The following is a 23,014-nucleotide window of genomic DNA, read 5'->3' on the forward strand; positions in this document are numbered from 1 at the left end:
ATTTTTACAATTATGACTTATTCAAACTATATTCCTTTATCTAACTCATAAAGCTTTCGATACTTCTCGTTTTCTTTCAAAAGTTGTTCGTGACTACCTTGCATCACAATTTGACCACGATCAAGGAATATCACTTCATCAACATGCTCTATTCCTACAAGATGGTGCGTAATCCAAATAACTGTCTTTTCTTCCGTTGCAGAAAACATTGTTTCTATTAAAGATAATTCCGTCTTTGGATCTAATCCGATCGTAGGCTCATCAAGTACAATAATTGGGGCTTCTTGCATGAGCGTTCTAGCAAAAGCAACTCTTTGTCTTTCCCCACCAGAAAACCTTTTTCCCATTTCATGCATTTTTGTTTGTAACCCATCCGGAAGAGTAGCAATATGCGAAGCTAATTGCGCTTTCTCTAAAGCTTTCCATATCTCTTCATCCGTAGCCTCTGGTTTGCCAATTCGTACATTATTTCCAATTGTCGTATCGAATAAATGCGGCTTTTGATTCAATACAGAAATATATTTTGATAAAAGATTCGTATGAGCATGTTCACTATTCAATAAAACTTCACCATGTAACGGACTTAGCGCACCTGTTAACAATTTTAACAAAGTAGATTTTCCTGTTCCGCTTCTTCCTAAAATGGCAATTTTCTTCCCTGCTTTTATTGGTAGTGTTACTTCTTTCAATACGAATTCATTACTATCTGGGTAACTATACGATACATTATTTAATTCAATGTCTACATGTTTTGATGCAGCATAATCTTTATCTCCATGTAATTCCTTTTCATCGTGTAAAACATCATTACCTTCTATTTGATTTAGACGATGAGCAGATTCTACATATGATGGAATTCGATCGATAGCATCTGAAAGAGGAATAAGCGCGTTTGTGACTGATAATGTCATTAAGACGAAAGCCGCAATAACGGTAGGTGCAATCTGTTCACTTGCCGCCTCATTTCCAGTCCATATGATCATTGAAATAACTACAATCCCCACTACTAATTGAATGATACTGTCCCGAATATGATTCCAGCGTTTCATTCTTTTTTCCGTTTTTAACAACTGATTATTTTGCTCTACATACTTATCAATGAATTCATCTTTTCTACCACTTGCTTGCCAATCAGATAATCCAAAAACAGCGTCTGTTAGTTGTTGATACAAACGGTTTCTTCCTTGTTTTAAAGTAACATGATGTCGCTTCATTAAAAGTAATGATACAAATGGAAGAAGAAATACAATAATCGCTAACATACACCCTGCAATAAGTACAAACACTACGTCAAATGCACCGATAACAAGTACGAATATGCTATAGACAACTAATGCTAATATGCTAGGAAATATTGTACGTAAATATAGGTTTTGCAAATGCTCTATATCTTCGGAGAGCACCCCTAACATATCGCCCGTTTGAAATCGCGAACGGAAAAATAACGCCTGTGGTTCTACTATTCTATATAGTTTCGTTCTCATTTTTTCTAATATGCGTAGTACGACATCGTGTCCAACTAAACGCTCTAAATAATGAAATACCGCTTGTCCTATACTAAACGCACGTGTAGCAACGATAGGAACATATACAGCCATTACATTTTCTGGTCTAAGAGCAGATTTAGAGATTAAATAACCTGAAATGAAAAGTAACATCGCACCTGAACTAACTCCAAGAAGACCAAGGAAAATAGTTACAGTCATTCTACCTTTATTTTGCTGTATATAAGGTTTAATCCAGTTACTCATCTCTATCCCCTCTCTTTCCTATGAAAATGTAATGCCTCATTCTTTAAAAGCTCTTCATACGTTCCACTTTCTATCATTTTCCCTTTATTTAAAATAAGAATATGATCCATCTGTTTCATCCAGTGAAGACGATGCGTTGCAAGAAATACTAACTTACCTTCAAACAGACGTAACATCGCTTGTTTTATTTCAAATTCAGTTTCAATATCAAGATGTGCTGTAGGCTCGTCTAATAAAATAATTGGCTTTTTGCTTAAAAGCGCACGCGCCATAGCGACACGTTGTTCTTGTCCGCCACTAAGCATACGTCCACCTTCTCCAATTCTTTCGTACATCCCGTTCGGAAGTGATGTTACGAGTGAACGAAGACCAACTTCATCAATAACTCTTTCCACTTCTTCATCAGTTGTATTTGTTTCATAAAAACAAATGTTATCTTTTAATGAAAGCGGGAAAATATAAGGTTGCTGCGGAATATAAGCAATATTCTTTTGCCACTCTTCACGAGTAGCCCCGTCAATTTCCACACCATTTACAATCATCTTTCCACCTGAAGGAGTTAAAAATCCTGCTAATACGTCAATTAACGTCGATTTCCCTGCCCCACTTTCACCAATTACACCTATAGCTCCGGTGCCTTTCCAAGTAAAATCAATTCCCTCTAATATAGCTTTTTCAGATTCATTACTCTTTACTTTTACATCTTGTAATTTCAAGTTACTAGAGGAATTCCATATTAAATCTACATTAGGTTCTTTCTTTCCTATTTCTTTTTGTTGCTGTAAAATCTCTTCTATTTGCTCCATTGCAAGTTGTCCATCTAACGTAGCATGATAATTTGCTCCAACTTGTTTAATCGGCAGAAAATATTCCGGAGCTAAAATTAAAATCGTAAGGGCTGGCAATAGTACAATTGTTCCGTCTATTAAACGTATCCCTAATCCGACCGCCACAAATGCAATTGATAAACTCGTAAAGAAATCTAATGCAAAAGAAGAAAGAAAAGCAACTCGCAAAGTACGCATCGTTGCTTTTCTATATCTTTTACTTACTTTTTCAATCTTTCCTTCGTGCTGTTTACTTTTACCTAAATACTTTAATGTTTCTAATCCTTTTAACGTATCTACAAAATGATTAGAAAGTACACGATACGACTCATACTGACTGTCCGCCATTTTCTGCGCTGCTAATCCTAGTAGAATCATAAATATAATCACGATAGGAATCGTTACAACTAAAATGATTCCAGACTCAATATCTAGCGTAAAAACATATAGTACAATTAGTCCCGGTACGATACTACTTCTAATCATTTTAGGAATTGTTAATTCAATATATGTTTTAAATTTCTCAATACCTTCTATCGATAAGGTAACCAGATGACCTGTTCCAGCAGTTTGAACATACCGTGGACCTAATGTGAAATACGCCTCTATTAATTGTTTTCGCAGTAGCGATCCTGTTTTTTCAGCGAAACGTTCCACTAATATTTGCGATACTCGAACAAGCATGTGACGTACTGCAAACGCGATCCCAAAATAAACCGTTTCATTTAACACAGATTGCACTGTTTCTCCTTGAAATAAAAACGTAATAGCCCGCGCTAAAAACACTGTTTGCGCAATAATACTAAAAGCTTCTAAAATGCTAATGATTGTTAACACCACATATAAAACTCGGCTACCAGGATACGACGGAAGTCCTCTTTTTCTTTTCATTAGTACTCCAAATCTTTATCTGACTTAACAGGTTGTCTAAACACATAGAAACTCCATATTTGACTTCCCAAAACAAATGGCAATATAGCAATTGAAAAATACGTCATCAGTTTTAGTGCATAATCTCCTGATGCTGCATTATAAATTGTCAAATCGTATATTGACCCTAATGAGCTAATTAAGACACGTGGGAACATGCCGATAAACACACTCGCACTTAGTAAAATGATTGTTAAACTCGTCATAACGAAAGCCCAACCATCTCTTCTTCTTTTATTTAATAATGTTGACGTACATAATGCTACAAAAGCTCCAATCGGAACCATAATCCACTCTGTACCATGGGCAGTGAAAATATCTGTTTTCCATAATCCTAATCCGGCAAAAATAAGGAGTGCTATAATTGCAAGCGGTGCAATCTTCAACGCAGCAATACGTGCACGTTCTCTTAACTTACCAGTTGTACGTATAGTAAGGAATTGCAATCCGTGAACAATACATAACAGAAGGAACATAACTCCTCCAAGTAATGCAAATGGATGAAGTAATGGTAAGAATCCACCTACAGCATTTTTCGTCTCATCAATTGGAATACCTACCATAAAGTTAGCAATCGCAACTCCCCAAAGGATAGGCGGTAGTAAACTTCCTAAAAACATACCCCAATCCCAAAAACCTTTCCATTTATGATTATCTATTTTCGCACGGAATTTAAAGGAAACACCTCTAATAATTAAAGCGAGAAGCATAAATACAAACGGAATGTAAAACCCGCTAAATAAAGTTGCATACCAGTGCGGGAATGCTGCGAACATAGCTCCACCTGCACAAACAAGCCATACCTCATTCGCGTGCCAAAATGGACCAATTGTATTTAAGTAAATTCTTTTCTCTAAATCGTTTTCCCCTAAAAATCTTGAAACTATACCTACACCAAAATCGAAACCTTCAAGTACAAAGAAGCCTACGAATAAAACTGCAATAATGATAAACCACAACTCATTAAGAGATAACATACTCATCCTCCTTATCAAATGGATCATGGCTTTGAGAATCCTGTTTCGCTTTCTTATTCTCATGTCCTTTAATAGTACGAACGAATAAGTAAATAGTAATTCCACCTATAATTAAATATAGTGATGTGAATGAAACTAAAGAGAATAATACTTCTCCGAACGTAACATTTGGAGATACAGCATCTTCCGTTTTCATAACACCGAAAACTACCCAAGGCTGACGTCCCATTTCAGTCATAATCCATCCTACTGTATTACCGATAAACGGTAGTGCAATTGCATACACCATTAATTTTAAATACCAATTTTTTTCAACTAAACGATCTTTTCTTGATAAGAACCATCCGTATGCTCCTAGAAGAAGCATAAATGTTCCACTCATTACCATCGCTCTAAAACTCCAGAACATAGTGTGTACTGGTGGAATATAATCTCCAGGTCCATATTTTTCTTCATATTGCTTTTGAATTTGATTCATTCCTTCTACTTGACCGCTAAATTTATCAAATGATAATAGACTTAGCATATAAGGAATTTGAATTTCAAACGAATTTTCTTGCTTTTCTGCATCAATTTTCGCAAATACTGTAAATGGCGCTGGATCTTCACTCGTATTCCATAACGCTTCAGCTGCGGCCATTTTCATTGGGTGTGTCTTAATCAATTGTTGCGCTTGCGCATGACCGAAGAATAATACTAGCGCAGTTGTAAGTGTTCCAACAATGATAGAAATGCGGAACGATTTTTTAAACACTTCAGTTTCTTGAGCTTTCGTTATTTTCCATGCACTCACACCTGCAATAAAGAATGCACCAGTTGCAATCGCTGCTGTAATTGTATGCGGGAATTGTACCCATAATTGTGGGTTTTGAATGATTGCTAAGAAATCATTCATTTGTGCACGTCCATCTGCTGCCATTTCATATCCTACTGGCGATTGCATAAATGCACTTGCAGTTAAAATCCAAAATGCTGATAACATTGTTCCAATTGAAAGGAGCCAAATACATAAAAGGTGAATGCGCTTCGGTAATTTGTCCTCACCGAATACCCATAAACCTAAGAATGTGGACTCAATGAAAAATGCTAATAAACCTTCAATCGCAAGTGATGGACCAAACACATCACCTACAAAACGTGAATATGTTGACCAGTTCATACCAAACTGGAATTCTTGTAAAATACCAGTTACTACACCTACCGCAAAGTTTACAAGGAATATTTGTGTCCAAAACTTCGTCATCTTCTTATAAATTTCTTGTCCCTTTACCACATATAACGTTTGCATTAATGCAATGATAAAAGCTAAACCAATAGACAGCGGAACAAAAAAGTAATGGAAAATCGTTGTTGATGCGAATTGTATTCGTGCCAATTCGAGCGTTTCCATACTACAATCACTTCCTTCATAATTTTTTATATCGAAATTTCAATTGAGTTGTTTGAATAAAACAACTCAAATCTTAGAAATATAGAAAGATAAATGTGTTTATGTACTTTTAGAAAATATAAATTTTCAGTTTTTGAGATAATTACAAAAGAACTTTCTCATAAAATTTACCTTTTCACTATTTCAGTAGTGTTTTATCCGTTAATCGAATTGTATAATATACCTGCATAGTAAATTCAGCTGATTTTTGACGTATTATTGACATCATTTTGTCTGAAATATGTCTTTTGTCATTTTTTTGAATTAAATTTTTCTCATTACTAAAATGTATTTTTTTAATATAAGACTTACTTTCGTATCAATAAAATAATCGTTTTCCTCTTCATACACTTGACTTTTCCAAGAAAAAATGTCCTCTAAAGTAATGGGGAAATCAGTGAGTTTTTTGTCAAGAGAAAAATGTATTTTAAAAATTTAAACACAATATAATGTTATTCAAAAATAGAAAATATCCACCCTTTTTCTAAACTGAAAATTCATTTTTTTGTCATTTTTTCAAACTAAATTCATACATAAAAAATACCGAGAATCGATTAGACTCTCAGTATTTTTTAAATTATTTTGCTGTATATTTTCTAACAACCGGTAAAATTTCAGTAGCAATTAATTCGATGTTTTGCTCAATTTTATTAAGTGGTACACCACCAAAATCAATTTGTGCCATAAAACGTTGTTGTCCAAACAATTCATATTGGTAAAGCATTTTTTCAATAATTTGTTGCGGGCTACCAACCATTAATGCGTCACGGTAATCTACTGCATTTGTAAATTGGTGCTTCGGATACCCACCACCGCGCAGTGTAAGCATACCAGCATTAATATGAGGATAGTATTCATTAAATGCATCTTGTGAATTTTTTGCTGTATAAAATAAACTCGTCGTTGCAACTGGTAAACTTGCTGGATTAAAACCACTTTGCTCAGCAGCCTCACGGTAAGCATCTACTGATCCTTTAAAGTTAATAGCTGGACCACCTAGTGTCGTTATCATCATTGGCACACCCGCACGTCCTGCTTTAATCGCACTAGCTGGTGGACCACCAACTGCACGCCAAATTGGTAAGTTATTATTTTTAGCTCTTGGAATAACCGATGCATGTGCAAGCGGCGCTCTGAACTGTCCGTTCCATGTTACATGTTCCTCTTTATTAATTTTTAATAAAAGATCCATTTTCTCTTCAAATAACTCTTCATAATTATTCACATCATAACCAAGTAAACTATATCCCCCAATACGAGATCCACGACCAGCTACGATTTCTGCACGTCCATTAGAAATTAAGTCAATTGTAGCAAAATCCTCATATACTCGTACCGGATCAGATGTACTTACGATCGTTGCTGAGCTTGCAATTTTTATATTTTTCGTAGCTTGTGCAATAGCTCCTAAAATAACTGTATGAGCTTGTGTTGTAAAATGTGTTTGATGACTTTCACCGACAGCAAATACATCAAGTCCAGCTGCATCCGCTAACTTAGCTGTTTCAATTAATTCATGAATTCTTTTTTCTGCACTAATTTTCTCTCCGTTATGTGGATTTAAAACATGATCCCCAATTGAATATAATCCAAACTCTATTCCTTTACTTGTATCCATACGATATTTTTCCATAGTTGCTCTCTCCTTTAATGAAGTGTTATTAGTTTCTCTTTTTAAAACGTTGGTAAGTCATGTGTATATCCCTATTACCTACACTATCACTTGATTAGTCAATTGATAGTGTAAAAAAATTACTCATGTGGTAATTCTTTTTTCTCACTATGCTTATGAACTTTCGTCATTAGTTCGTATAATATTTTCTGCTCTTCTTCATTTAATACATCATCAAAAAACGATGATTGAAATGCAAGTTGCTCTGGCAATGCTCTCTCTAAAGCTACTTCCCCTTGCTCTGTAAGACTAATTGTTTTCGTTTTCCAATCTTGTTTTCGTACTATATATCCTTCTTTTTCAAGACGAGTTAACATTCGAGAAATACCGCCTTGTGTAACAGTTACCTTTTCAGCTAACTCCATTTGTGTGAGTGGTTGATACGTACGTATTTGCAAAAGCACATCAAATTGAGCTGTCGTTAAATCAAAACGTTTTAAAAACTCATTTGACATCTGATTACTTTGATTCGTAAATCGTATTAAACGTAACCATATTAATGACCCTATCGTATTATCACGCATGTTTGATCACTTCCTATCGTGAATCTTACTATCACTTTACTACGCAAGTGATGAAAAAGCAAGAGAAAAAGTGAAAAATATCTCATTAGAGTATTGCATAAATAACGATAAGAAAGAATTCATATTTAAATGAATTCTTTCTTATCGTTATTCTTAACTTTCCATTTCATTCATTGCTATATTTAAAGCTGCTACCGCTTTGGGCCAGCCAACATAAAAAGCCATATGTGTTATTAATGCAATCATTTCATTTTCCATAATTCCATTTTGCTTTGCCAGCCGCAAATGAAATGGTAATTGTTCTGTCAGATTAAGACTAATTAGTGCCGCCACTGTACATAAACTTCTTTCTCTTAATGTTAAAGTGGCATCCCGCCACACTTCCTCGAACAATATCTCTTCACTATAATGAGCAAATACAGGTGCCATTTCTCTCATTTTCTCTTGAATACAATATTCAATGGATTCATTCATCATTTCACTCACCCTTCACTTTTACCAATTGTGCCAATCCTTGGCCAAATGACCAATTTTCAGCAGATGTCTCATTTAGTGTAATAAAAATGTCTGCACTTTTCATACTAGAGCATTCAGAAATCTTCAAGGATATCGACTGATACAGGTCCCTTTTCTGTTTTTTTGTTCTTCCCGGTCCACATGTAATAGAAACATAAATCATATTCTCTGTTCTCTTTTCTCCTCCTTCCAACAAATAATATGGATTATATAAAAAGTGATTTTGTTGATAAGGTAAGAACAATTGAAAATAATCATTTTCAGGGATGTTAAAATGTGAAATTAATGAAATATGAATACATTCACCTATCTTTTTCAATTCTTCTTTATTTAATTTATTTTCATGATAATAAACGTTCACAAAAGGCATACATTTTCATTCCTTTTTCTTAATTTAACTTCAACATTTTTTCATCGTGAAATGTGCAAAATCTCATATACTGTAACATCTTTATTCGTTACCATATCAGGCTTTTCATTATAAAAACTGAATTGACTATATCCCCATTTATCTGGATTATAAATGATTACATTTCCTAAACACTTTTCTATGTTTTGTACATTCTCATTCATAGTGTTTAATTGAGTCCCTCTCAGTGAATTACTTTGAGAAATTCGCCCTGTATACTCAACAGCATATCTACTTTTTTTAAAATCATTACTTAGATTAACAACTAAAGGAACACCTATATTTATTTGTTGCCACCCAAAAGATTGTAAAATATTATCGTAATACCCTTCAAAGATAAATTTGTTCATTCCTTCATGACCATTCCAAACATATAAAGGTGCATAACAGTTATAGAGATTCCCGTCCTTACTTGCCTCATTAATTAAATATGCTTTGAAATTCAATTCTTGAAAATCATCAGTTTTATGCCCATTATCCTTTACCCTTTTTTTAATGATTTCCATATCATAATCCTTTGGCAAAATGACCTTATATTGCATTCCAATCATGTTTATCACTCACTTTCTATCTTATATACACAATGATAAACCGATGAGTGACTAGCGTAAAATAGGTATAAATTATGTTTGATATCATTTATAATGATACCGTATAAGGAGCTGTGATACATGGAAATAAATGATCTTATTATATTCAAAACTGTAGCTAGTGAAGGTTCTATTAGTAAAGCTGCTAAAGAGTTAGGATATGTTCAGCCAAATGTAACTGAGCGAATAAAAAAATTAGAACAAGAATTAGAAACTCCTTTACTACATAGAGATAACAAAGGCGTTTCCTTATTACCTTCTGGTGACATTTTATTAGACTACACGAATCAAATATTAACTTTAGTAGAAGAAGCGAAAGATAAAATTAAAACGAGTGGTTCTTCTTATATAATCGCGACGTCACAATCTATTTTGACTAATTATGTAAGTAAGCGTATTAAAGAAAATTTCAGGAATTATCAAATATATGTAGAGAATAGTAGTCATTTGCATAAATTATTGCAACAACAAAAAGTTGATATGATCATTACTTATGAGGATGATCCCGACGCAGCTTTTAAAAAAGTATTTACTACTTCCATTTCTGTAGGCTTATTAAAAGCGAAAGAAACACGAACCATTGACTATTCGCAGGAACTCTTCTTCGTTAGTAATGACAAAAAATGTCCCTTTAGAAATAAGACGATACAATTTCTAAAAGAAAATAATTTATCTCAGCGTCAATTTCAACAATTAGATTCTTATTCGCTTATGGAAGAGTTTATTCAGGACGGTAAAGGTATAGCCTTTTTACCTATTAAAAATGATAAATTAGTACCAATTGAAGATATTCCAATTGAGAAATTAGCTGTTCATTTTTTTACGCATCAAAACTCTTTAAAACAAATCCCTGATGAACTATTTGATTAATAGAATAGCTATAAACTAATTACATACACCAATAAAAATCCCTCCTTTACGAATCTAAACGAGGGATTTTCATATTCTATACAATTGATTTTTCAAACATTTTGCTCCACTTTTGCACTTTTCTCCTTCTTACTCTGTTTCATATTCTTCAGCCGCTTAATCGTCCCAACTAATCCTTTCGGAAAAACTAGCAATACGATAATGTACAATAAACCAAGAATAATCGTCCATCTTTCAAAAATCGGATATTCTGTAGCTAGTTCTGATAAATAATATTTTAGTGATTCAATAATACCTGCTCCCGCGATTGCTCCAATTAACGTTCCAACGCCACCAATCATTGTCATCAATAATGCATTTAGTGTCATTTCAATTGAAAATACAGTCGTATTAACAAAGCGTAGTGTGATAACAAATAAACCACCGCTAATCGTAGCAACTACTCCTGCCACAATACTAGCAATAATTTTATAATGAAGAACTTTATATCCTAGTGCTTCAACACGTTGCTCATTTTGTGAAATTGCCTTTAATACTTTTCCAATAGAAGATTTTGTGAAAAGACGTAACAGAATAAAAATGACAATTAAACATATAAGTGTTACATAATAAAACGTAAAACGATCACGGAATATATCTGGTACACCAAATGTAAAACCGTCCCCTCCGTGAGTAAGTCCACGCCATTTTTCAGCAAGTACGAAAAACAACTGTGAAATAGCAAGTGTTAACATTGCATAAAAATGACTTTTCAGCCGTAAAGAAAGCAAACCGATTATATAACTAACAATGGCTGAAATGATAATTGCAGCTACTATCCCTATAAAAAAATTCGGTATGGATACTCCTTGCCGATCAAATAAAAGCGCTACGCCATATGCCCCTATTCCAAAGAACATACAATGGCCGAATGATACAATTCCTGTATATCCAAGTAATACATCAAAACTCATTGCAAAAATAGCAAAGATGAAGATTTGAGTGAACAAAATTAACAAGCTCCGTGAATCATTTACGAATGGAAATACACTTAAACAAATGAGCATAAATACTCCGAAGTATACTTTAATTCGATTTGATGTGCTGTTCACCATTTCACCCCTTTTCACCAACAAGTCCCGTTGGCTTCACGATTAAGAAAAATAGTAACATTAACATATTGATTGCAAGTGATAAATCCGGTATAAAATATGCTGTAAAAGCACCAGCTAATCCGACAATTAAAGAAGCGATTGCTGAACCTTGTACGCTTCCTAATCCTCCAATGATTACTACTATGAAAGCTAAAATCGCATACTGCATACCCATCTCGGCAAAAATAACGCCTGAATACGGTGCTAATAAAAATCCTCCCAACGCTGCCATTCCTGCTCCTAATAAAAAGACGAAAGAAAATATAGCTTTTACGTTAATACCGAGTGCTTGAACCATCTCTTTATCCATTACACCTGCACGTATCATAAGACCTATCTTTGTTTTTTTGAGCAATAATAGTAAGGCAATGTAAATGATGATCCCAATTAAAATAACGAATAGACGATATTTAATTAATATTACACCTTCAAATGTATAACTACCTTGTAACCATAACGGTAATTTAGCACTGATTGGATTGGGTCCCCAAAATACTTTAATACATTCACTAAGTACAAGCATTCCTCCAAGCGTCACAAGAAGCTGGCGAACATGATTTCCATATACTGGCCTAATAAGGAATCTTTCTAAAATGAACCCAAGGAACATCCCCATAGCTATTGCTCCAATTAACGCTAATACATAACTATCTGTCATATTAAATAGCCAAACACCTGTAAACGCTCCCCACGCAAATAAACCACCATGTGCGAAGTTTAGAACACTCATTAAACCGAAAATAAGTGAAAGACCTGATGCTAATAAAAAAATGAGCATCCCTGTTGAAATCCCATTTACAAATAAATTGATTAACACATCCATCCTTCTCACCCCGGATTCATGTTAAGAGATTCCTAAATATTTGTGACACATTTCCTTATCCTCTTTTAATTCATGCATAAAACCGTTATGAACAATTTTTCCGTTATCCATAATATAAAAGTAATCACCAATTTGACTAGCCATCATAAAGTTCTGTTCGACGAGTAAAACTGTTGTTTTCTCCTTCATTTTCAAAATGGCTATCATTAATTTTTCTATCATAATAGGGGACAAACCTTTACTCGGCTCATCAATAAGTAATAAACCATTACTATTAATAAATGCTCTTGAAATTGCTAGCATTTGCTTTTGTCCTCCGCTTAAGAGTCCACTTTTTTTGTGCCAAAATTGCTTTAAATCTGGAAATAATTCTAGCATCCAATCTATTTTCTCTTCGGCCTCTTCTCCCTTTCCCCTAGCAAGAGCGAATGTTTCTTCTACTGTTAGATCGTGAAAAATACCTTGATTTTCTGGTACATACCCTATTCCTTTCCTTGAAATTAAATGTGTAGATAGTCCATTTACTTGTGTACTATCATAATAAATTTCACCATTTGCGATATGGTGAAAACCCATAACCGAACGTAGTGTCGTAGTCTTTCCTGCACCATTTCTTCCAAACAGTACAGTAATCGTTCCTTTCTCAACAGCAAGAGAAACCCCTTGTAAAATATGAAACTGATCTAAATACGTCTCTATATTATTCACTTGTAATAGTGCCACTATATAATCCCCCTAAATAAGCACTTTGTACACGCTCATCTTTCATAATTTCTTCGGGCAAACCTTCAGCTAATAACTCTCCATGAAATAAAACGATAAGATGGTCTGACAAACCTAGTACCATATCCATTTTGTGTTCAATAAGTACAATTGTACTCTCTGGATGTTTCTTAATATTTTCAATCACTTGCAAAATAGCCGGTACCTCCTCAACTGATATACCTGCCGTCGGCTCATCAAGTAGTAACACATCCGTTTTTAAAGCTAATAACATCGCAAGCTCTAACTTTCGTTTTTCCCCATGCGCTAAATCTTTTGCTAATACATGTTCTTTCTCTTGAAGTAATACTGTTTTTAAGAAACGTCTCGCCTCTCCAACTTGTTGCTTAAGTTTTGCTGAACTCGGAAAAAAACTATAGTAATCTTGCACGAATGATTGAACACTTAAACGAACATTTTCAAGTACCGTTAACTCTGGGAATATATTTGTAAGTTGAAAAGAACGACCAATTCCTAATCGAGTTCGATCTGAAATTGATAACTTTGTAATCTCTTGTCCTTTAAAATATACTTCACCCTTTGTTGGAGAAATTTGCCCACTAAGTAAATTAAATAGCGTTGTCTTTCCTGCACCATTTGGTCCAATAATGGAAATGAGCTTTCCTTTTTGTACTGTTACATTCACACCCTTAATAACATGATGCTCGCCAAAAGATACGCAAAGATTTTTCGTTTCTAGCAAATGTGTCACGAAACCCCTCCTTTTAAAGCTTTAAGTATGAAAGAAATACGTATAAAGAGGGTGTGCCCCTCTTTATACGTAAAAACAACAGAAAATTCAGTCTATTTATTTTGAACTGGTGGTTCTGTCTCTTTCATCGTTAATTCTCGCTCTAACACTGGCACCGGATAATCAACACCATCTTGCTTTTTCAACGTGATAGAATAAAGGGTCTGCAACGCTTGGTGATCCTTTTCTCTAAACTTCATCTTTCCTTTCGGTGTCTCAAATTCCATTCCTTCCATTTTCTTAATCAATGTATCTACATCTGTATCACCTTTTGTTTTCTTTAATGCTTCTACAATAGAAATAGCCGCTGACATTCCTCCCGCTGTAAATAAATCTGGCACCGCACCATTAAATCGTTTTTTATGTTCTTCCACTAACCAGTCATTCACCTTATTTTTCGGGAGTGTATGATAATAAACAGAAAAACCTTGCATGCCTACTAACGCATCCATCGTTTTTAATGCCGGTATATCTGGTGCACCTGTAGAAATTTTAATCCCTTGCGCTTCCACATTCATATCCTTCAACTGCTTCCAAGGTGAATTTGCCCCAGCCCAAACGATAAATAAATAATCCGGTTTTGAGCTAATGATATTTTGAATATTTGCAGTGAAGTCAGTCGAATTTGTATCAGCATATTGCTCGTTTACAATATTCGCACCTAATTTCTTCGCTCCAGCTTTAAATGCCGCAACCCCTTCACGACCAAATGCATTATCCGGAGCAAACGTCGCAATCTTTACATCTTTTTTTGCAATTGCCGCTGCTCCTGCAATCGCATCTTGCGAAGAACTTCTTCCTGTTCTAAAAATATATTTATTCCAGTTCTTTCCGGTAATACTATCAGCAACTGCCGGTTCAACAACCATAATTTTTTCATATTCTTCAGCTAGTGGTAAAACCGCTAATGTATCACTTGAACTAGACGATCCAACTAAAAAATCAACTTTCTCTTCTTCTAATAACTTCGTAGCTTTCTTCACTGCTACATCTGCTTTCGTTTCCGTATCTTCGACAACAAACTTAATCTTCTTCCCTTCCACTTTCCCAGTTCCACCAGTTGCATAGTCTAACCCTAATTCAAATCCGTTCACTGTTTGTTTTCCATATGATTCTAATGGACCTGTTAATGAAGCAAGAACCCCTACCTTAATCGTCTTTTCATCCTCTGTACTTGTTTTCTTTCCAGAACAAGCTGCCGTTATTAATAACGAGCCTAAAACACAACCGGTAAACATCGTCTTTAGCCACTTACGTTTTTTCATCGACATTGTGATCCTCCCCATACTTTACTTTCTGATAGAATCAAATACGCCAAAGTAACCCAACCGTAATTATGACTTTTCTCTTTTAATACTACACACTACTTGAATTGAAAAATTCTCGAAGTACTCTTACATTCGTGAACAAATTACAAATCCCTCCAATTTCCCATTCATATTCTTACAAGTATTTAAAGTATAACTCCATTCCCTTCTATTACTACCTTATTACAGTAGCTGCCCAAGTACCCCCAATCCCTGTACTAACAGCTACTGCAACATCTCTATACTTTAAACCTTGTTCATTTGAAAAGTGAAGACCTATACACATGTTAAAGGCTACCATATACCCATAAAGATCTAAATATATATGATCCTTTTACTAATCCTAATCCTTGTAACAATTCTATTAACAGAGATTGTTTTGTATGCAATGATAATACTACTCTAATATCTTTTGGAGTTAGTCCACTCTACTTAACACATCCCGCAAAACCTTTTCAAAATTAGGAATTGAAATCTTAGCTAAAATTTATTTGGGCTTCTAAAATAAATAAATTCTTTTTTATGTAAAAAAGAGGCTGCCAAAAGTAGCTATTCAGCTACTTTTCGGACAACCTCTTTTGATGATTTCATCTATTAATCACACTCTTAGTAATATTCATCGCATGAATTATTATTTTCGTTACAGCAGATACAAAATGTTTTTTGAACAAATAAACTAACTAGACTAGTGGGACCTTCCTGTCTTGTAAGAGTAAGACTTTGAAAATCTTCAACTTGAAATATTTTTGTTTAAGCGGGTTGTAATGTAGTAGTAATTGGTCTGCTAGATTTTCTTGTTAAAATAGTTACTTGAACGGGTGCACTCATACCGACAACGAATAACTGAATTAATGTTTTATTGTGATTGTTTGTGAAATCCTCGAATACAGTTTGTGGAGTGGTAGTTTCAAGGAAAACAGATACAGGTATATTTCCATTTACATTTTCTTCAGAACCAGCAATTGTATGAGTCTCAATAAAACAATTGCTTTTTTGATTGCTCGAATAAGATTGCTTTTTATAATACTTTTTACCATCTTTATAAAAATAATCAGCCCTAATTTATGTTACTCTCCTTTCTTTGAGAAATCTATATATTTTATTAATCAAAAGGAGAGTGTGCTTGTACAAAATAATAAAATCCGCCCTTTTAAATAATTAAAACGCTATTTAATCAATAAGTTTGGGTATTTTAATAAATCAAAAGGGATATGTGTTTTAAAAGCTGGGTCATTAATGTTTATCAGAACAATTCTGAGTTACACTCACATATGAACTTAATTTCAAAGGAAAATTACTTTTATAAGACACTATTATAAAAAGAGAATGCTAAGAAACAGTGTAATTTATTAACAGGGATATGTATGATTGAATAGGATTAAAGTAATTACTTAATGTTGGGATAGGTTATAAATGGAGAACCAACTAAAAGAAATATTTGGTGCCTTGCTAGCAGCTATAGGCACAATCACTTCCGCTATTGGAAGCACGCCATTCTATTTTATAAGCAGTAATGTAAGGAAAGATTTGAATATATACGGAAACGTATTACAAGCAGTCGGAAATGCTTTAGAGGCTGATGGTCAAGGAGAAATATCTCTCGAAAAAATTGGGAATGAGATCCAATCCATTGGTAATGTAACCGTAATATCTGGATTAGTTATTGATTTTAAAGAAGAAACACAAATTAAATTAGTGATTGCTGGAAATTGGACACAGGCTTTAGGAGGACTTACAGCATTAGCAGATGAATTTGAAGATACTTCAGATAAAGATGAACATTTAAATATTATAGGAAACTTATTGCAATCTATAGGAAATTCATTGCAGGCAATTGGAGGTATTTATGAATTAAAAAGCAATAGAGAAGAGCAGCAGTATAGCCAAGAGAACCAAGTAAATGATACGGAGAAAAATACAGACACCAAAGAAGACGGTAAAGCAGATGAAAACAAAGAAGGTCAGTTAATAGATATTGTAGGAAGCTGGGTCCAAGCTGTAGGTTCTGTAGTTTCATTAATTGGACAAATACGTGAAGAAAGTGAGGAGCTGGAGGAAAGCGAGGGGTTGGATGGGAGCGATTAATTGACTAGTTTAGTAGCGTTTTCAATAAAATTCCCTTTTCCTAAAATGACAATGAGTAACTTCCACCTTACTTTTTGATTATTTACTAAATGATTGTTAATACAAATACCAAAGCTCTTTATATTGAGAGGTAAAGAAGACTTTCTTAATAAGGTGAAGGCTAATAATCAATAGGGGGCTTCATCCCCCACTGATTATTAGCCTTCACCAATTGGACTTTTACGAGCAGCCCCATCCCCAACTAACTTTTTTGCTTTCGTTTAAATTTGAGGTAAGGGTATTACTGCCTGTTAATGCGGGATAAAAGTTTATTTTGTAACAAATATGAAGGATTACTTGCAATATATCAAAAATTACAGCAATTGATTTATGTAAATCCTTCACTTTCCTGCTATACTTTGATTTATATTCTTCTACTTTTCTTTTTGAAAATTCTTCCTTTTCATTAACTTGTTTTAACCTTAATTAGAGTAAAGTTCCACCTTCTCTAACCCTTCAATCAATAATTTTTTGTTTAATCCTTCCCCTATTATCACCAAGTTCGTTGGAAAACCGAAGTCTTGCTCTAATAAAGTCGGTACTCCAAATGAATACTGTAACAGGTGAGGATATTTATCTTCACGGAACTTCACAAAACCTTTCACACGATAAATACTATCTGGTAAATTCGAAAGCCATTCGTATAATTTATCTTGATCAATCGATTTCGTAAATTGATACGTCATCGTTTGTATATGTAAATGCTGTTTAACATGTAGTGTCTCATGTTCCCCATCATTCGTAAATTCAGCTTCTTCTATGTCCTCTAAAGATATATTACAATATTTTGTTTCAAACAATTTCGCATGATTATTTATTGCTTTCACTTCTTCAATTACTTTGTTCTTATCCGCAAATATTAGTAAATCTAATTTATTAATTAAAATGTGGCTACCAAACTTCAGTTGCTCATGCAATAATTGCTGAACGTTTGCACTTAATACACTTCGATTTAACCACCTTACTGCATCTAAAACGACGACAATTGATTTCACTTCTAGGAAAGGTGCTAAAATTGGTGATACACACGCATCTAATACTTCAATTGGATGTGCAACACCTGTCGTTTCTATATAAATGACATCTGGTCTTTCTTGCTGATATAACGAGTGTAATTGTATTTCAAGCTCTTCTTTTAGCGTACAACAAATACATCCTTTCAGAAGCTCTCTTAAAACATTCTCTTTTCCAATAATATCTGTATCTACCGAGTATTCACCAATTTCATTCATTAATACTGCAACTTTTCTATTCTTCTTTTTCTCCGCTAACAATAAATTTTGTAATAATGTTGATTTTCCACTTCCTAAAAAGCCACCTAGTATATGAATTTCTACTTTATTCATGTGATCGACCATCCATTTCTTTATTTTAAACGTATTCAAAGCGTAATAATTACGATTTATATTCATTATTTTATTAAAAGAATAGTCATTTGTAAATATATCTTCACTGTTCGTTTACTTCATAAGCAACTCTAATTCCAGACTCTATTGCTCCTTGCATCCATCCATGTGTTAATGTCGTATGCTCTCCTGCAAAGTGTACTTTGCCAGCTGGCGGCGTAATATACGGAAATAACTCTAACTCTTGACCTGGTTCGAAAGCCGTAAATGCGCCGCAAGAATATGGATTTTGACTCCAGCTAAAAGATGTTCCAGTAACAAATTCACTATAGACGATGTCACCGTATATTTCCGCTAAATTTTTTAATGCGTAACGAATGCGATCTCTTTGCGGGAGACTATCCCACATTAACGCCTCATCTGCCCACGTATAACTCGCTAAAACGATAGCCGCCCCTGGTGTATGAATGCCATAACTCGGATAATAGGTAAATCGTATAGGTAAATCCGTAATAGATTTACCGCCACACTGTCCTGCTCTCTCCCAAAATCTACTTTTAAACTCTATCGCAATTTTAGTCGCAGCAATATAATTTAACTCACGAATTGCTCGTCTTTTAAAATAAGAGAATAAATGATATGGCTGAACTTCTACAAATCGTAACGCTGAAAATGGAATTGTGACAATAGCCATGTCGCCTGTTACCATACATGAATGTAACGTTTGTTCATGTATTACTTGCATCATTACTTTATTATCTTCCTGTATAATTTTTTCTACTTTATACGACATAAAAATATTATCTTTTAACTCCGGTAAAAATGCATTGGGTAATGCATCCATCCCGCCCGTTATCTCGTAATATTTTGTCGTTGAAGTAAAAAAGATCATTTCACGTAATACTTCAATTAAAGACATTCCCATGTACGCTTCCATATCTAAAAGTACCCCAATCATATCGATTGCTCCATCTGAATAATACTCACTTAAAAATGATCCGAGTGAATACGTTTTATACTTTTTTTCAACGATAATCCAATTTTTATTAGGATCTTTTTTTATAAAGTTTAGTATTGGTTCTAATACTACTAACATTAACTCTTCTGCCGTTTTTCCTTTTTCGTTCTCTAAAATGGGATACCCAAGTATACTTGGATTTTTTTCAAACACGCTCAATCTCGTTTTAATATTATTCGTATATATAATATCTGAAGCGGTTTTATTTATAAACAGATTTAACGGTAATTTAAATTTACGAATGTAAGCTAAAGTTAACTCGTGTGTTTCAGGAATTCTCATTGGCCCTGCATTAAAATATAAACCAGAGCTAAATGGTTCACGAATCGTATATATCCTTCCGCCTATTCGGTTATTCGCTTCTAAAATTGTTATGTTATGCCCTGCTTCTTTCAATAACGATGCTGCAACTAATCCTGAAATTCCTGCACCAGCAATAATAATCTGCTTTGGATTCTTTGTTTTTACGAGCCCCACATTAATAATACGAAGCATTCTTTCCATCGTTAATGGCTGCATCATGCCCTTTTCTCCTTCAATAAAGGATTTTATTGCATTATATTCGGTTCACTTACTTCCTATGTTTCATGCAAGAAATTGCACGGATACATTTTCAATTACTTGAATATCTTTTATAAAATGTAATAAACTAGATATGAATCTATAGAAGTAAGACGTATTATCTTACATAATAAAATCAATGAAATTGCGAGGAATTTTGAAATGAAAAAAGGTATTAACCGTGTTGTATTAGTAGGAACAGGAGCAGTTGGATGTAGTTATGCTTACTGCATGATTAACCAAGCTGTAGCTGAAGAATTTGTTTTAGTTGATGTAAATGAGGCAAAAGCTGAAGGAGAAGCAATGGATTTAAGTCATGCTGTTCCTTTTGCACCAGCTCCAACTAGAGTATGGAAAGGCAGCTATGAAGATTGTAAAGATGCGGATCTTGTTGTCATTACGGCTGGATTACCACAAAAACCAGGCGAAACACGTTTAGATTTAGTTGAGAAAAACGCGAAAATCTTTAAACAAATCGTTCGCAGTATTATGGATAGCGGATTTGATGGTATCTTCTTAATCGCAACTAACCCTGTCGATATTTTAACTTACGTAACTTGGAAAGAATCTGGTTTACCAAAAGAACGCGTAATTGGTTCTGGTACAACACTTGACTCTGCTCGTTTCCGCTATATGTTAGGTGAGTACTTCAATATTGGTCCACACAACATTCATGCTTACATTATCGGCGAACATGGGGATACAGAACTTCCTGTTTGGAGTCACGTATCAGTTGGTATTCAAAAACTACAAACGCTTCTTGATAAAGACAATACATACACGCAAGAAGATTTAGACAAAATCTTCATAAATGTTCGTGATGCAGCTTACCATATTATTGAGCGAAAAGGTGCAACATACTATGGTATCGGTATGTCACTTCTACGTGTTACGAAGGCAATTTTAAATGACGAAAATAGTGTATTAACTGTTTCGGCATATTTAGAAGGTCAATACGGTCAAAAAGATGTTTATATCGGTGTACCTGCTGTATTAAATCGCGGCGGTGTTCGTGAAATTTTAGAAGTGGAATTAAGCGAAGAAGAAGAATTAAAATTCGATCACTCTGTTCAAGTGTTGAAAGAAACAATGGCTCCTGTTCTTTAATCGTGTATTCAAAAAAGCAATCCAATTTACTTTGGATTGCTTTTTTATTTTGACTATCCCTCCCCTATGATAAATGTTACTATTATCCACAATAGAAAGGAGTGATTTCATGAATGACTCTTGGACAATTGTAATCCTCTTGTTGGCTATTTCATCCTTAATACTTTTCCTCTTCTTAATCATCAGGGCTCTATTTCCAACCCAAAAATATGACAAAAACCTCGGATTCATTCTACTTATTATATGCTTATTAACAATACCGATAAGTATCTTCCTTATCGGAGGATGGGCAGGTATGGGAATTGGCATAATCGCATTATTTCTTTTTACTGCTGTTATTATAGCTTTAATTGCAAATAAATTTATTAAACTTCCACCTGCTAAAAAAAATAAGTGAACCTTTAATTGGTAGCCTTTCATCCCTCCCTACTTTTTATTAGCCTCTACCTTTTAGGATTTTTCAGAATACAAATAACCGATGTTTTCATCCTTTGAAAACATCGGTTATTTTCTATTATTTCCTATTTTTTAATCGATTCCTCATTATTTACATCAAGTACATCTAATAAGAAGATGAAGATTGGTATACCAATAATAAGCCCCCATATTCCAAGGAAATGCTCTGAAAAGATGAGAATCATAAATGTATAAAAGATTGGTAAATTCGTTTTCGCAGACATGAACTTCGGGTTTAAAAAATAACTTTCAAGAGCATGGATTATTGTAATGAACACAAGTATGTATACAACGTACATAACTCCGCCTACGTTATAAGCAATAATACATAGCGGGAACAAGGAAATGATGACACCGGCAACAGGAATTAATCCCAGTAAGAAAATCATGACAGCTAATACGAGAAGCTGCGGAAATCCTAAAACGATTAATGCAATGACAGTTAGAATACAATTTACAACTGCAATTAAAAACTGAGCTTCAATTACTTTACCGAATGATCTTGCAAACCTTTCACCAAAATATGCAATCTCCTCATAAAAAACCTTCAGACTACTATCTTTAAATTTCGAAGTAAATGATATTATGCGTTCTTTTTCTAACAAGAAAAATAAACTTAAAATAAGGGAGAGTAGTATTTGCAAACTGACTTTTCCTATATTTGCAATCGATTGATAGATGACATCTACACCTTGTTCTATATATTTTGATACTTCCATCCCATTAATTGTTGAAAGTGCATATTTAATGATCTCATTATCAGGTGGATTTTGAAAAAACAACCTAAACTGATAAATCAATTGGGAAATTTGTATCGTTAGTACAGGTAAATATTTATATAATGTTGTGCCGATAAAAGTAACTAATATTATATACAAACATGCAATAACAATTTTCCGATTCACTTTCAATTTCTTTGAAATAAAACGTTGAAACCGATCCATTAAAAATGTCAGTATGAATGTAATTAATATTAAATTGATCATACTTTTTAATCCATATAATACAAGCGCTACTATTATTAAAACGAGAAACCGTTGGAACCCTCTACTTCGAAAGAAATTTTTCACTTCATTCATTAAGTTTTAACCTCCCCCTTCAATGGATGGAAATTGAATATATTACATTTTA

The 23,014-nt window shown here is 34.0% G+C and carries 21 protein-coding genes and 2 pseudogenes; 4 read left to right on the forward strand and 19 right to left on the reverse strand.

Annotation, left to right across the window (positions count from 1 at the left end):
- Positions 1-26: 26 nt before the first annotated feature.
- From cydC to F8162_RS25090, 9 genes are all read right to left on the reverse strand, one after another.
- Positions 27-1,751, reverse strand: a complete 1,725-nt coding sequence (gene cydC, locus F8162_RS25050; protein ID WP_151630781.1) for a thiol reductant ABC exporter subunit CydC — start codon at positions 1,749-1,751, stop codon at positions 27-29.
- A 2-nt stretch (positions 1,752-1,753) separates the two neighbouring features.
- Entirely contained in the window at positions 1,754-3,469 is a 1,716-nt protein-coding gene (cydD, locus tag F8162_RS25055; RefSeq protein WP_151630782.1) for a thiol reductant ABC exporter subunit CydD, read from the reverse strand.
- A complete protein-coding gene (gene cydB / locus F8162_RS25060) occupies positions 3,469-4,485 on the reverse strand; it encodes a cytochrome d ubiquinol oxidase subunit II (protein ID WP_151630783.1) in 1,017 nt (338 codons plus the stop codon). Before cydB ends, cydD begins: the two co-directional genes overlap by 1 nt.
- Positions 4,472-5,875 carry a cytochrome ubiquinol oxidase subunit I gene (cydA, locus tag F8162_RS25065; RefSeq protein ID WP_151630784.1) on the reverse strand — a complete coding sequence of 468 codons (1,404 nt, stop codon included), beginning with the start codon at positions 5,873-5,875 and terminating at the stop codon, positions 4,472-4,474. Before cydA ends, cydB begins: the two co-directional genes overlap by 14 nt.
- A 616-nt stretch (positions 5,876-6,491) precedes the next feature.
- Entirely contained in the window at positions 6,492-7,547 is a 1,056-nt protein-coding gene (locus F8162_RS25070; protein WP_151630785.1) for an LLM class flavin-dependent oxidoreductase, read from the reverse strand.
- A gap of 119 nt (positions 7,548-7,666) precedes the next feature.
- Positions 7,667-8,110 carry a MarR family winged helix-turn-helix transcriptional regulator gene (locus tag F8162_RS25075; RefSeq protein WP_151630786.1) on the reverse strand — a complete coding sequence of 148 codons (444 nt, stop codon included), beginning with the start codon at positions 8,108-8,110 and terminating at the stop codon, positions 7,667-7,669.
- Positions 8,111-8,263: 153 nt separating this feature from the next.
- Positions 8,264-8,587: a carboxymuconolactone decarboxylase family protein gene (locus tag F8162_RS25080; protein ID WP_151630787.1), complete on the reverse strand. Its 324-nt coding sequence runs from the start codon at positions 8,585-8,587 to the stop codon at positions 8,264-8,266.
- A 1-nt stretch (position 8,588) separates the two neighbouring features.
- Positions 8,589-8,996: a tautomerase family protein gene (locus F8162_RS25085; RefSeq protein WP_151630788.1), complete on the reverse strand. Its 408-nt coding sequence runs from the start codon at positions 8,994-8,996 to the stop codon at positions 8,589-8,591.
- A gap of 41 nt (positions 8,997-9,037) precedes the next feature.
- Complete coding sequence (locus F8162_RS25090) at positions 9,038-9,586, reverse strand: DUF4865 family protein (protein WP_076536858.1); 549 nt, start codon at positions 9,584-9,586, stop codon at positions 9,038-9,040.
- Positions 9,587-9,706: 120 nt separating this feature from the next.
- Between F8162_RS25090 and F8162_RS25095 the strand changes: the two genes are divergently transcribed.
- Positions 9,707-10,495 (forward strand): LysR family transcriptional regulator, encoded by a 789-nt coding sequence (locus F8162_RS25095; RefSeq protein WP_151630789.1) that lies wholly within the window; start codon positions 9,707-9,709, stop codon positions 10,493-10,495.
- Positions 10,496-10,587: 92 nt separating this feature from the next.
- Here the strand turns inward: F8162_RS25095 and F8162_RS25100 are convergent, their stop codons facing one another.
- The 7 genes and pseudogenes from F8162_RS25100 to F8162_RS25130 all read right to left on the reverse strand — a co-directional run bounded on the left by F8162_RS25100 (position 10,588) and on the right by F8162_RS25130 (position 16,333).
- Positions 10,588-11,541, reverse strand: coding sequence for a branched-chain amino acid ABC transporter permease (locus tag F8162_RS25100; protein WP_151631747.1), 954 nt, complete (start codon positions 11,539-11,541; stop codon positions 10,588-10,590).
- A 49-nt stretch (positions 11,542-11,590) separates the two neighbouring features.
- On the reverse strand, positions 11,591-12,451 hold the full coding sequence (locus tag F8162_RS25105) for a branched-chain amino acid ABC transporter permease (RefSeq protein WP_151630790.1): 861 nt from the start codon (positions 12,449-12,451) through the stop codon (positions 11,591-11,593).
- Between the two features lie 21 nt (positions 12,452-12,472).
- Positions 12,473-13,174, reverse strand: a complete 702-nt coding sequence (locus F8162_RS25110; protein WP_151630791.1) for an ABC transporter ATP-binding protein — start codon at positions 13,172-13,174, stop codon at positions 12,473-12,475.
- Positions 13,152-13,925 carry an ABC transporter ATP-binding protein gene (locus F8162_RS25115; protein ID WP_151630792.1) on the reverse strand — a complete coding sequence of 258 codons (774 nt, stop codon included), beginning with the start codon at positions 13,923-13,925 and terminating at the stop codon, positions 13,152-13,154. Before F8162_RS25115 ends, F8162_RS25110 begins: the two co-directional genes overlap by 23 nt.
- 92 nt (positions 13,926-14,017) lie before the next feature.
- The gene (locus F8162_RS25120) at positions 14,018-15,235 is read right to left on the reverse strand and encodes a substrate-binding domain-containing protein (protein ID WP_151630793.1); all 1,218 of its coding nucleotides are present in this window, start codon (positions 15,233-15,235) and stop codon (positions 14,018-14,020) included.
- Between the two features lie 211 nt (positions 15,236-15,446).
- Positions 15,447-15,755 (reverse strand): annotated as a pseudogene (locus tag F8162_RS25125) (3-oxoacyl-[acyl-carrier-protein] synthase III C-terminal domain-containing protein); the annotation flags it as partial.
- A 122-nt stretch (positions 15,756-15,877) separates the two neighbouring features.
- Positions 15,878-16,333, reverse strand: a pseudogene (locus F8162_RS25130) (exosporium protein D).
- A gap of 351 nt (positions 16,334-16,684) precedes the next feature.
- Here F8162_RS25130 and F8162_RS25135 point away from each other — a divergent pair.
- Positions 16,685-17,356: a DUF6944 family repetitive protein gene (locus F8162_RS25135; protein WP_064449342.1), complete on the forward strand. Its 672-nt coding sequence runs from the start codon at positions 16,685-16,687 to the stop codon at positions 17,354-17,356.
- A gap of 461 nt (positions 17,357-17,817) precedes the next feature.
- Here the strand turns inward: F8162_RS25135 and F8162_RS25140 are convergent, their stop codons facing one another.
- Complete coding sequence (locus F8162_RS25140; protein WP_192797668.1) at positions 17,818-18,741, reverse strand: CobW family GTP-binding protein; 924 nt, start codon at positions 18,739-18,741, stop codon at positions 17,818-17,820.
- 103 nt (positions 18,742-18,844) lie between these two features.
- On the reverse strand, positions 18,845-20,281 hold the full coding sequence (locus F8162_RS25145; protein WP_151630795.1) for a flavin monoamine oxidase family protein: 1,437 nt from the start codon (positions 20,279-20,281) through the stop codon (positions 18,845-18,847).
- A 201-nt stretch (positions 20,282-20,482) separates the two neighbouring features.
- Between F8162_RS25145 and F8162_RS25150 the strand changes: the two genes are divergently transcribed.
- Both F8162_RS25150 and F8162_RS25155 read left to right on the forward strand, forming a co-directional pair.
- Complete coding sequence (locus F8162_RS25150; RefSeq protein ID WP_016088332.1) at positions 20,483-21,427, forward strand: L-lactate dehydrogenase; 945 nt, start codon at positions 20,483-20,485, stop codon at positions 21,425-21,427.
- A gap of 109 nt (positions 21,428-21,536) precedes the next feature.
- Positions 21,537-21,824 carry a YesK family protein gene (locus F8162_RS25155; RefSeq protein WP_151630796.1) on the forward strand — a complete coding sequence of 96 codons (288 nt, stop codon included), beginning with the start codon at positions 21,537-21,539 and terminating at the stop codon, positions 21,822-21,824.
- A gap of 124 nt (positions 21,825-21,948) precedes the next feature.
- Here F8162_RS25155 and F8162_RS25160 read toward each other — a convergent pair whose 3' ends face one another.
- Positions 21,949-22,962: an AI-2E family transporter gene (locus tag F8162_RS25160; protein WP_151630797.1), complete on the reverse strand. Its 1,014-nt coding sequence runs from the start codon at positions 22,960-22,962 to the stop codon at positions 21,949-21,951.
- Between the last annotated feature and the right edge of the window lie 52 nt (positions 22,963-23,014).

The organism is Bacillus sp. CH140a_4T, assembly GCF_008923725.1.
GTDB lineage: Bacteria > Bacillota > Bacilli > Bacillales > Bacillaceae_G > Bacillus_A.